Source organism: Acinetobacter sp. ANC_7503 (assembly GCF_056780035.1).
This window is the reverse complement of the sequence record NZ_JBWYJA010000002.1, coordinates 53,766-65,688: the sequence shown is the minus strand read 5'-3', so window position 1 is coordinate 65,688 and position 11,923 is coordinate 53,766. Positions and strand designations below refer to the sequence as shown.

At 41.4% G+C, this 11,923-nt stretch carries 12 protein-coding genes; 9 read left to right on the top strand and 3 right to left on the bottom strand.

All coding sequences use genetic code 11. From position 1 onward, the window contains the following. Positions 1–38: 38 nt before the first annotated feature. From AC1M9M_RS04230 to AC1M9M_RS04190, 9 genes are all read left to right on the top strand, one after another. Positions 39–1,310, top strand: coding sequence for a hypothetical protein (locus AC1M9M_RS04230; RefSeq protein WP_092766563.1), 1,272 nt, complete (start codon positions 39–41; stop codon positions 1,308–1,310). A gap of 284 nt (positions 1,311–1,594) precedes the next feature. Further along, positions 1,595–2,716, top strand: a complete 1,122-nt coding sequence (ribBA, locus tag AC1M9M_RS04225) for a bifunctional 3,4-dihydroxy-2-butanone-4-phosphate synthase/GTP cyclohydrolase II (protein ID WP_035264829.1) — start codon at positions 1,595–1,597, stop codon at positions 2,714–2,716. A gap of 24 nt (positions 2,717–2,740) precedes the next feature. Continuing rightward, complete coding sequence (gene ribH / locus AC1M9M_RS04220) at positions 2,741–3,211, top strand: 6,7-dimethyl-8-ribityllumazine synthase (protein ID WP_035264832.1); 471 nt, start codon at positions 2,741–2,743, stop codon at positions 3,209–3,211. Positions 3,212–3,214: 3 nt separating this feature from the next. After that, the gene (gene nusB, locus AC1M9M_RS04215) at positions 3,215–3,664 is read left to right on the top strand and encodes a transcription antitermination factor NusB (RefSeq protein ID WP_035264834.1); all 450 of its coding nucleotides are present in this window, start codon (positions 3,215–3,217) and stop codon (positions 3,662–3,664) included. Positions 3,665–3,676: 12 nt separating this feature from the next. Next, on the top strand, positions 3,677–4,606 hold the full coding sequence (gene thiL, locus AC1M9M_RS04210) for a thiamine-phosphate kinase (protein ID WP_481595700.1): 930 nt from the start codon (positions 3,677–3,679) through the stop codon (positions 4,604–4,606). Positions 4,607–4,616: 10 nt separating this feature from the next. Then, entirely contained in the window at positions 4,617–5,093 is a 477-nt protein-coding gene (locus tag AC1M9M_RS04205; RefSeq protein ID WP_481595787.1) for a phosphatidylglycerophosphatase A family protein, read from the top strand. Between the two features lie 26 nt (positions 5,094–5,119). Further along, the gene (glmU, locus tag AC1M9M_RS04200) at positions 5,120–6,484 is read left to right on the top strand and encodes a bifunctional UDP-N-acetylglucosamine diphosphorylase/glucosamine-1-phosphate N-acetyltransferase GlmU (RefSeq protein WP_481595699.1); all 1,365 of its coding nucleotides are present in this window, start codon (positions 5,120–5,122) and stop codon (positions 6,482–6,484) included. A gap of 12 nt (positions 6,485–6,496) precedes the next feature. Beyond that, entirely contained in the window at positions 6,497–8,335 is a 1,839-nt protein-coding gene (glmS, locus tag AC1M9M_RS04195) for a glutamine--fructose-6-phosphate transaminase (isomerizing) (RefSeq protein ID WP_481595698.1), read from the top strand. Positions 8,336–8,396: 61 nt separating this feature from the next. Beyond that, on the top strand, positions 8,397–8,861 hold the full coding sequence (locus tag AC1M9M_RS04190; protein WP_481588764.1) for a 2-thiouracil desulfurase family protein: 465 nt from the start codon (positions 8,397–8,399) through the stop codon (positions 8,859–8,861). Between the two features lie 6 nt (positions 8,862–8,867). Here AC1M9M_RS04190 and AC1M9M_RS04185 read toward each other — a convergent pair whose 3' ends face one another. The 3 genes from AC1M9M_RS04185 to mhpT form a co-directional block, all read right to left on the bottom strand. Then, a complete protein-coding gene (locus AC1M9M_RS04185; protein WP_481595697.1) occupies positions 8,868–9,833 on the bottom strand; it encodes a bile acid:sodium symporter family protein in 966 nt (321 codons plus the stop codon). A gap of 49 nt (positions 9,834–9,882) precedes the next feature. Next, the gene (gene pncA / locus AC1M9M_RS04180) at positions 9,883–10,536 is read right to left on the bottom strand and encodes a bifunctional nicotinamidase/pyrazinamidase (protein ID WP_481595696.1); all 654 of its coding nucleotides are present in this window, start codon (positions 10,534–10,536) and stop codon (positions 9,883–9,885) included. Between the two features lie 143 nt (positions 10,537–10,679). Further along, complete coding sequence (gene mhpT, locus AC1M9M_RS04175; RefSeq protein ID WP_035264856.1) at positions 10,680–11,888, bottom strand: 3-(3-hydroxy-phenyl)propionate transporter MhpT; 1,209 nt, start codon at positions 11,886–11,888, stop codon at positions 10,680–10,682. Positions 11,889–11,923 lie beyond the last annotated feature (35 nt).

Sequence of the window (11,923 nt, the reverse complement as noted above, 5' to 3'; positions counted from 1 at the left end):
ATAATCGAAATTGAATTAATTTTCTTTGGAAGTTTACGTTGAATGCGCCTAGACAAGGGCTATTTGCTAGCCTGCTGATTGTAAGTTTTGCCTTGCATACCTTTTTATTGGTTATTGCAACGACACATCAATTAAATGAAAACCGTGCAAGCCAAGGTTTGCTAATGACGACTCAACTGGTCGCAGATAGCTTAACTGAACTTGAACCTGCCAATACTGTATCTCTTGCATTATTAGCCAACCGCTATGCAACGAATCCAAGTGTTGCATATATACGTATTCTTGGCACAGGAGATCAAGTTCTCGCAACTGCAGGCTTGTCTAAGACGCGTCAGGGTGAAATCTTCGTTCGAGATGCGCTACAAAATGAAAAGAAAATTGGCAGTGTGGAAATCACATTGGTTAAACCAAGTATCGGTGAAATATTAAGAACACAATGGCTGGCAATCCTCTCTTCACTCTTTATTCATGGCTTATTATGGTTGGCTTATCGTGCCATTGCTCGCCCTACGCGTAGCGAATATCTTGCGAGATTAAATAATGAGTCCCGTTTACGTCATGAGATCAAGCTGCTCACTGAAGCATTAGAACTGGAAAAGAGTCAGCCTAAACAACCTCATACGCCAGAGCAAAATAAAGAACAAGCTGCAATTACGCCAAAAGTACCGACTCTGCAGTTAGATCAGGATGCTTTATCCCTGAATATCCAATTTTATGATCCGAAACAATTAATTAATACGGTCAACAAATCTGTCTCTTTACCTTATTTTAATTTATGTCAAATTTTCTTAAATAAGAGCATCGAACTGTGTACAGCGCATTATCATTTGAATGTTGATGATATCGTTGTGAATCGTAGTTTTGATCAACAAGGCGCTGTCATCAGTATTTCTTCACTCAAGAATAACTCGATTGCTTGCATCTTAATGATTGGTTCGGTGTTTCAATTATTGTCAGAAGTACTCTATAAACGTTACCGTGAAGATAAACGGTTCGTATTGCAAACACGTTGTGCTGTAACCGCACCAGTGGAGGCAATGCAACTCGATTCAGTACAAGCGGCGGAAAGACTCACACATCACCTGATTGCGAAAGAAATGGCGCTATATTTGACCCACGATCAGTTAAAGCATATTGGTGAATGCTATCAATTGGTTCCGATGCCGAATCCGACCAGTGTGTTAACTCGTCACGCTTTCATGATTAATGGTATGAACGAAGCCTGTGCCGAACTCGCACAAAATATCCGTACTGAGATTTTGAAAGGCAAAGCCCAAAGCTCCTCGACGGATCGTACAATCAGCTCTTAATTAGATTAAATTTTAATAAGTAAACCAGATTTGATGCTAAGTTAAATCTGGTTTTTCTTTTTAAAAGCTCACAGTCGTGAAAAGTTAGACTAAGCGTCTAGTTTGTATACAAAAGTGCTCTTTTGGTAATTTTATCTCTCTTTTCAATGTGCTATGAAGGTGTATGTTGGACTGTATTGAATGGTACAGTCATAAGCATAGGCAAACTGACTAAAAAAGCGTTAGACTATGGCGCAACAAATTTATTCAAATGTCAGAATGACATAACAAAAAGGTGAAGGTTGATGTCGCTCAATACTGTAGAAGAACTTGTAGCAGATATCCGTGCAGGAAAAATGGTCATCCTGATGGATGATGAAGATCGTGAAAATGAAGGCGACCTCGTTATTGCTGCAACGCACGTACGACCTGAAGACATTAATTTCATGATCACGCATGCTCGTGGCTTAGTTTGTTTAACCTTAAGCCGTGAACGCTGCAAACAATTAAATTTACCGTTGATGGTTGATGCGAATGGCGCTCAACACGGGACAAACTTCACGCTTTCTATTGAAGCTGCAAATGGCATTTCTACAGGTATTTCTCCAGCAGAACGTGCGCACACGATTCAAACAGCAGTTGCGGCACATGCAAAACCAGCAGATATCGTTCAGCCAGGCCATATTTTTCCACTCATGGCACAACCAGGTGGTGTGCTCCATCGTGCAGGTCATACCGAAGCAGGTTGTGATTTAGCTCGTCTTGCAGGTCTTGAACCAGCTTCTGTGATTTGTGAAATTATCAATGAAGACGGGACTATGGCCCGTCGTGCTGACCTTGAAATTTTTGCTGAAAAACACGGTCTAAAAATTGGTACAATTGCTGATCTTATTCACTACCGTATGACCAATGAACAAACGGTAGAGCGTTTGGATCAACAAAAACTCGATACCGAGTATGGTACTTTTGATCTTTACCGTTATCGTGAAGTCGGGAATCCTGATATTCATTTGGCATTGGTTAAAGGTCAACCTGAAGAGGGTGTGACGACTGTTCGCGTTCATGGCTTCAATCCGGCGCGAGACTTATTAAAGCTTAATAAGCAAGATGGTGAAGCAGCTTGGAATTTAGATCGTGCTTTAAAAGAAATTGCTCAAAGCGATCGTGGTGTCTTGGTATGGATTGGACAACGTCAGCCGTCTGATTTAGGTCCAGCATTAGAAGCATTAACTGCGCCAAAACCAGCCAAGTCAAATGCTGCCTTATCGCAGCAATACCAAACCATTGGTGTGGGTGCACAAATTTTACGTGATTTAGGCGTACAGAAAATGAAGCTCCTGAGCTCACCTTTACGCTTCAATGCATTGTCTGGCTTTAATTTAGAAGTGGTCGAATACATCACAGCTGATCAGAGCTCTCATTCATAACTCTTATTAAATATCGAGGTTGCTATGGCGATTCGCCGTATTGAAGGTTTATTACATCTCGCGAGCGAAGATCGTTACGCGATTCTAGTTGGTCGTTTTAACAGCTTTGTTGTTGAACATTTATTAGAAGGTGCAATTGATACATTGCATCGACATGGTGTTAAAGACGATAATATCACTGTCGTTCACGCGCCAGGCGCTTGGGAACTTCCGGTTGTGGCGAAAAAACTCGCAAATTCTGGTAAGTTTGATGCGGTAATTGCACTTGGTGCAGTTATTCGCGGTAGCACTCCTCACTTTGACTTTGTTGCTGGTGAATGTGCAAAAGGCCTTGGTGTTGTTGGTTTAGAAGCTGGTTTACCTGTAATCAATGGCGTATTGACTACAGACAGCATTGAACAAGCCATCGAGCGTTCAGGTACAAAAGCAGGTAATAAAGGTGGTGAAGCTGCCTTGACTGCAATTGAAATGGTTAACTTGCTAAAGGCGATCTAAAGCATGTCGCAGACACTCCAAGCTACTTATGCAGCTAAACGCAAAGCACGTCGTTTTGCTGTACAAGGGATTTATGAATGGCAAATGAGCCACAACCCTGTGCATGAAATTGAAGCACGTACACGTGCTGAAAATGCCATGCATAAAGTGGATCTCAGCTATTATCACGAGTTGCTCACACAAGTGATTGCAAATCATGAAGCATTGGATGCGTTATTAATTCCAGTACTAGATCGTGAGATCTCGGCACTGGACGGCGTTGAATTAGCTACTTTGCGTCTTGGCGCGTATGAATTGAAAGAGCATCTTGAAATTCCATATCGCGTCGTTCTCGATGAAGCAATTGAATTGGCTAAACACTTCGGCGGTGCAGATAGTCACAAATACATCAATGGTGTATTAGACCGTTTGGCACAAAGCCTACGTGAAGCAGAAAAGCAACAAGCAAAATAAGTTGTTGTTGAAATGGCTGAGTTTTCTATTATTGACACCTATTTCAATCGACCGAGTTATTCTTCAGTCGATCTAGGTGTCGGTGATGACTCAGCCCTGCTCACCCCGCCTCCACAGCAACAATTGGTCATTTGTGCCGATACCCTCGTTGCTGGTCGACATTTCCCCATCGATACAGATCCCCATGCGATTGGATGGAAATCTGTAGCTGTGAATCTTTCAGACATTGCAGCCATGGGTGCAAAACCTCAAAGCATTCTCTTGGCATTGAGCCTACCCCAAATTGATCATCACTGGCTAAAAGGGTTTAGTCAGGGTTTGTATGATTGTTGCGATCAATTTGGAGTAAGTTTAATTGGCGGCGACACAACGCAAAGCCCACATCTCACATTATCAGTTACCGCTCTAGGCTGGGTGGATATTGGAAAAGCCGTGCCACGTTCTGGTGCTCAAGCAGGTGATTTAATCTGTGTATCCGGCACTGTCGGTGATGCTGCATTCGGATTAAAATATCCCGATCATGCTTTAAAAAAACGTCTCGATTATCCCACTCCACGTTGTGAACTCGGTCAAGCGCTTAAAGGATTGGCGCATAGTATGATTGACGTATCCGATGGTTTAGCACAAGATTTAGGACATATTCTCAAAGCATCTCATGTTGGTGCCGACCTACACTTAGATCAACTTCCACTTAGTCCTGCCTTACAAGCATTGTCCAATCAGCAAAAATGGAAATTGGCTTTAGCAGGTGGTGATGATTATGAATTGTGTTTTACCATTCCTTTACCTGCCTTGGATGAATTAAAAGCTCGACACTGCGATACACCGATCACGGTGATTGGTGTCGTAAAAGAGACACAGCAATTAGATTTTTATCATCATCAACAACGACAAGAACTAGAATTACAGGGATATCAGCACTTTGCAAAAACAACCAATTAATTTTAAAACGATGACTTGGTCTGAACGTTTCATTGTTTTTTGTGGCGTTGGATTCGGTTCTGGTTTAGCACCAAAAGCACCTGGTACTTTTGGTTCAGCTTTTGCCTTGTTGTTTATCCCTGCTTTCATGGCAATAGGTTTTTTGTATAGCACGATTGCCATAATCGTTATGTCATTGATTGGGATATATATTTGTGGAAGAGCTGCTGATATAATGCGCGTCCATGATGACGGACGAATTGTGTGGGATGAATTTGCGGGTCAATCGATCACGTTTCTCCCTTTAATCTATCTAGGCCTGATGAATTGGGTATGGCTTTTTATTGGTTTTGCACTTTTCCGTCTCTTTGATGTTTGGAAACCTTGGCCTATTCGCATCATTGATCGTCAAGTCGACGGTGGTTTCGGCATTATGCTTGATGATCTGATCGCAGGTCTGTGGGCAGCACTTTGTATTATAATTTATCTCTATATTGATATGGCTTAAGCCAAGCTCCAAAGAAAGGATGTTGTATGTCAACCACAGTTGTTATTCTTGCTGCAGGTAAAGGGACGCGAATGCGTTCAAAACTACCAAAAGTATTACAACCTTTAGCAGGACGTCCACTCTTAGGGCATGTCATTGAAACCGCAAAAAAAATACAAGCTGAAAATATTATTACTATTTTCGGTCACGGCGGCGCTCTAGTTAAACAAGCATTTTCGACAGAAAATATTGACTGGGTTGAACAAGCTGAACAACTTGGTACAGGTCACGCTGTTCAAATGACCTTACCTGTATTACCCAAAGATGGTATTTCTTTAATTTTATCCGGCGATGTGCCTTGTATTACAGCCGATACATTACAAAAATTACTTGAAGCAACACAATCTAAAGGTATTGGCTTAGTCACACTTACACTAGACGATGCTTCAGGTTACGGTCGTATCGTGAGAGAAAATGGTAAAATCCAAGCCATTGTTGAACATAAAGATGCTTCTGAAGCGCAACGTTTAATTCAAGAAATTAATACTGGCATTTATGCAGTAAGCAATGCCAAATTGCACGAGTGGTTGCCACGTCTGAATAATAATAATGCGCAAGGCGAATACTATTTAACAGATATCGTAGCAATGGCTATTAACGATGGACTCGAAATTGCTTCAGTTGAACCTGCTTTAGCTTTCGAAGTTGAAGGTGTAAATGATCGTGTGCAATTGGCAGCATTGGAAAGAGAATACCAAACCTACCAAGCGAAATTACTGATGCAGCAAGGTGTACATTTGATCGACCCGAGTCGTTTCGATCTCCGAGGTTCACTCAAGGTTGGTCAAGATGTACGTATCGATATCAATGTCATTATCGAGGGCGAATGTGAACTTGGTGACAATGTCGAAATCGGTGCAGGATGTGTAATTAAAAACTCCAAAATTGCTGCAGGCACGAAAGTTCAACCGTATAGCGTATTTGATTCAGCCATTGTGGGTGAGCAGACTCAAATTGGACCATTCGCACGTTTGCGCCCTGGTGCTAAATTGGCAAATGAAGTACACATTGGCAACTTTGTTGAAGTGAAAAACACCACCATTGGTTTAGGCTCTAAAGCCAATCATTTTACGTACTTAGGTGATGCTGAAGTGGGTGAGGGTTCAAATATCGGCGCGGGTACGATCACATGTAATTATGATGGTGTCAACAAGTTTAAAACGATCATTGGTGACCAAGCCTTTATAGGCTCAAACAGCTCTTTAGTCGCGCCGGTTAAAATTGGTAATGGTGCAACAGTTGGTGCTGGATCGACGATTACTCGTGATGTGGATGATCATAGTTTAGCGGTAGAACGCTCTAAACAATTTGTGAAAGACAATTATCCACGTCCACAAAAGATTAAGAATTAAGGGGATTACAATATGTGTGGTATCGTCGGCGGTGTAGCAGAACGAAGCATAACGAATATTCTAATTGAAGGCTTAAAGCGTCTTGAATACCGTGGTTATGACTCAGCGGGATTAGCTTTAATCAATGCAGGTCAAGTTTTACGTGAACGTCGTGTCGGTAAAGTTATCAACCTTGAAGAAGCGGTTTCAGAAGCAGCAATCACTGGCGCGCTTGGTATCGCACATACACGTTGGGCTACTCATGGCAAACCTACAGAAAATAATGCACATCCGCATATATCTGGTCAAGTCGCTGTGGTACATAACGGTATTATTGAAAATTACCAAGAGCTTAAAGATGATCTTGAAGCATTAGGATATGTGTTTACATCCCAAACAGATACTGAAGTTGTTGCACACTTAGTTCACGATGCACTGAAGTCTGCTCCTAACCTGCTTAAAGCCGTTGAACAAGTTGTGCCTCAACTCAAAGGTGCATTTGCACTCGGTATCGTACATACAGATTACCCAAATGAATTGATCACTGTTCGTGAAGGTTCACCGCTCGTGATCGGTGTGGGAATTGGTGAGAACTTTATCAGTTCTGATCAATTGGCCCTATTACCGATTACCAATCGTTTTATATACCTTGAAGAAGGTGATATTGCGCGTTTAACACGTGATACGATTGAAGTCTATGTACAAGGTGAGCGCGTTGAACGCCCTGTCAAAGAACTTGATGCGACAGTGAGTAATGCTTCAAAAGGTGAATATAAGCATTACATGCTGAAAGAAATTTATGAGCAACCTGAAGCGATCAAGCAAACTATCTCTCAAGCCTTAAATGCCGATCACTTACGTGATGATTTTCTTGCAAATGCTGTAGAAGATTTTTCTCAGATTCAGCAAGTTCAAATTATCGCTTGCGGTACCAGTTACCATGCAGGCATGATCGCAAAATATTGGTTTGAACAACTGATTGATGTACCTTGCCAAGTTGAAATTGCAAGTGAGTTCCGCTATCGCACTCCAGTCATCGTGAACAATACACTCTATGTGTGTATTTCTCAATCAGGTGAAACTGCCGACACATTGGCAGCTCTTCGTGATACACAAAAACGTGCCAAAGCGAAAAATATTAATATCACCACGATGACGATCTGTAACGTTGCAACATCTTCCATGGTGCGTGAAACAGATTACAGCTTATTGACATTAGCAGGTCCAGAAATTGGGGTTGCGTCGACCAAAGCATTCACCACACAACTTGCTGCCTTGATGCTTCTCGTGCTTAAGTTCGGTCAAGTTAAACAAACGATTTCTAATGACCAAGTAACAGAAATCATTACTGGATTGTGGCATACACCTAAAGTGATTCTTGACACATTACAATGTGATAAAGAAATTTTACGCCTATCTGAATTGTTTGTTGAAAAACAACATTGCCTATTTTTAGGTCGTGGAACACAATTCCCAATCGCGCTTGAAGGAGCGCTTAAACTGAAAGAAATTTCATATATTCATGCTGAAGGTTATGCAGCTGGTGAGTTGAAACACGGCCCATTGGCCTTAGTTGATAATGATATGCCTGTTGTCATTCTTGCTCCTCAGGATGACATGCTTGATAAGCTCAAATCAAATATGGAAGAGGTTCAAGCACGTGGTGGTGAGCTGTTTGTATTTGCAGATGAAAATAGTGGCATTAAGGAGAAAGAGCGCCAACACGTCGTTCAAGTTCCGAGCGTTTCAGCACTATTATCACCAATCGTATACAGTATTCCTGTGCAGCTTTTGTCTTATCATGTCGCTGTACTACGTGGTACCGATGTAGATCAGCCGCGTAACTTAGCAAAGTCAGTTACGGTTGAATAATTCAATTTGATCTACACTTAAAAAGATCGATAATGAAAATTATCGGTCTTTTTTTTATCAAATGAAATATCTTATCAGTGCATGTTTAGTCGGACATCCAGTTCGCTACGATGGTCAACATTGCCTTCAACAAAAAATTAAAATGCTCATTGATACCGATCAGGCCGTCGTAATCTGCCCTGAAATTTCTGGAGGACTTAGCACTCCCAGAGCCCCTGCTGAAATTCAAAAAGGAACAGGCTCCGATGTTTTGAGTGGCCATGCAAAAGTATTTGATCTTTCGGGAAAAGATGTTACCGAAGCATTTATTTTAGGTGCCAAACAGACCTTAGCTTTTGCGAAAAAACATGGGATTACTCATGCGATTTTGAAAGCTAAAAGTCCATCATGTGGTTTTGGTCAGATTTATGATGGCTCTTTTTCGGGGTCAAAAATAAATGCGGACGGTGTTACAGCAGCGCTTTTAAAGCAACATGGTATTCACATCATGACTGAAAAAGAATTTCTAGATCAGTTAATGAAATAAAATCAGCTACTTAATCACATCATCGTCATATTCATGTTTTTTAAGGTGAGCTTTGTCACGCGTCGCCCAATAACTCGCCAAGATGGGTCCCGAAATATTGTGCCATAAACTAAAAATCGCACTTGGAAGTGCTGTAATGGGTGTTGCCGCAAAATGAACCGCAGCTAAAGCAACGCCTAAGCCAGAATTTTGCATCCCTACTTCTATCGAAACTGCTTTAGCATCTGCTTGATTAAGCTGCAATAATTTTGCAGCCCAATAACCTATAAAATATCCTAATCCATTATGTAAAATTACAACAGCAAGGATCAGTAACCCTGACTGTAAAATTTGCATTTTGCTTCCAGCAATAATCGCAGCCACAATCAATACAATCGCGATGACTGAAACCATAGGCATCATTGCGATATATCGATCTATTTTTTGCTTAAATAGGCCGCTCACGATCACCCCTAAAATGATAGGGAACAAAATCACTTGCATTACCGATACAAGCATTGCTACCGCATCTATATCGATCCACTGACTCGCTAAGAGATAAAAAATCAATGGTGTCAGCAAAGGTGCTAACATCGTTGAAACTGAGGTACACGCGACGGACAAAGCCACATTTGCCTTTGCCATATAAGCAATGACGTTAGATGCTGTACCTCCGGGACAACATCCAACAAGGAGTACGCCAACGGCAATTTCAGCGGGTAATCGAAATGCTATGCACAATCCCCATGCCAATAATGGCATCACTATAAATTGAGCACTCACGCCAACGGCAACCGCCTTAGGCTGGCTGAAAACACTTTTAAAATCTTCCCACGACAGGGTCATTCCCATGCCAAACATGATAATCCCGAGCATCCAAGTGATATAAGACTTAAGCCAAATAAAAGCTTCTGGCATATACATGGCAATTCCTGCAAATAGGAGTACCCACAGCGCAAAGGTTTTCTGCACGAATTGATTGCTAGCTTTCATTTAGAAGTTCACTTGTTGGATTAACGACGTATGATCTTGAGCCATGCCTTTAAATGGTCTGCGCTGAGTGTCTGAGAGTCATCAGTTCTTTGGCGTAAATTCGTTTCACACCTTGTGCAAGCATTTCTTGCCATGCATGTTGCAACGAACCATTTAAATCGATGCCTTTAGTCGCATCTGACACGACATAACTGTTAAAACCTAATTTTGCAGCATCAATTGCCGTCCAAGCCACACAAAAATCAGTGGCGATCCCGACAATGAAGATGTCACGAATTCCACGCTCACGCAGATAACCTGCTAAGCCAGTCGATGTTCGATGATCAGCTTCTAAAAAGGCAGAATAACTATCAATATGTGGATGAAAACCTTTACGAATGACCAACTGCGCTTTGGATATATTCAAGTCTGGATGAAAATCTGCATCATGTGTACCCTGCACACAATGTGAAGGCCATAACACCTGGCGGCCATAAGCTAATTCAATCGTCTCATAAGCAGACTTTCCAGGATGATTTTCAAAAAATGAAATATGGTCTTGAGGATGCCAATCTTGGGTAAGGACAACATTGTCAAAATGCCGAGCAAGTGAATTAATGGTTGGAATAATTTGATCTGAATTTGCTACCGCCAAATTTCCCCCAGGGGTAAATCCATTCTGAACATCAACAACGATAAGTGCACTTTGTTGTGGTTGGAACATCCTTTTCAGCTCCCAATATTTTTAAAATTGTTAGGGACTATTGCATAGGATCAAGAGAACTACAATTGCTTGAGTTGAAAATTTGATATCAAAATTCTATAAAAAAAGCCTGCATCAAGCAGGCTTTAATCTATGTTTTTGTCTTAATTCTGGATACGACGTACCAACATTAACATGAAGATTGCAGAAATAATAATACAAGGGATTGCTGCAGAGATTACGCCTGCTGCACCAAATCCAGCCGTTAATAATGATCCTGCAATTGCTGGCCCAAGCATAGCACCGATACGACCTACTGCTGATGCAACACCAACACCTGTACCACGTACTTCTGTTGGGTACACAATACCACCAAATGCGTAAAGCACACCTTGACAGCCAATCACGAAAGCACCAACCAATGCTGAAGCCAAATACATTTGTGTGAGTGAGCTTGCTGCATTCAACGCAAGAAGGCCAGCCAAAATACCACCGTACATTAACAAGATCACATAAGCTTTTTTCCAGCGGTCAGTTAATACACCTAAAATCACAGTACCTACAGTAGCACTTACCATGAAGTAGAATTGCGCTGTCGCACCTTCTTTTCTTGAGAAACCTAATTCTTGGAATAGAGAAGGTAACCAGCTGAGCATGATGTAAACCACCATGAGCGTGAAGAAATAGCTACACCAGATGAACATCGTACGAAGAAGATTCTGTGAATTAAACAAATCTTTAAACGAACCTTGTGGAGCTTCTGCAATTTCAGCTTCAGTTCTATTTTGCGTTTTCAAGAATTCTTTAGATTCAGGTAAGAACTTCATCATTACTGGAATAACAATTAATGGTAATAAACCACCAAGATAGAAAATATTTTTCCAGTTAGCACCGAAATCTGTACTTGCAATTAAAGATAAGATCGCAGCACCGACAGGCATACCGCAATACATTAGCCCTACAGCACGACCACGATTTTGTGGGGTTACAGCTTCAGAAGCCAAAGTGATGAGAATTGGCATTGCTGCACCTAGTCCTGCACCTGCAAGGAAACGTACAGCCAATAAACTGTTAAAACTATTTACCCATACCGTACATAAAGTGAATACAGCGAAAACAGCAACAGACCAAATTAAAACTGTTTTACGACCAATACGGTCCGCAATACGCCCACCTACCAGTGCCCCAGGTAACAGACCTAAAATACCAGCACTAAAAAACACACCTAATTGTGAACTATCTAAACCAAAATGTTCACGAATACCCGCAGCTGCAATACCTGCAGCCTGAATATCTAAGCCTTCAATTACTGCAATGAGGAAGCAGATACCTACCGTCAAAATTGCATGTTTGTTACTTACTGATTCTTGCATTGAACTTCCCTCACTCATCAGCATTTGAGTCCGAT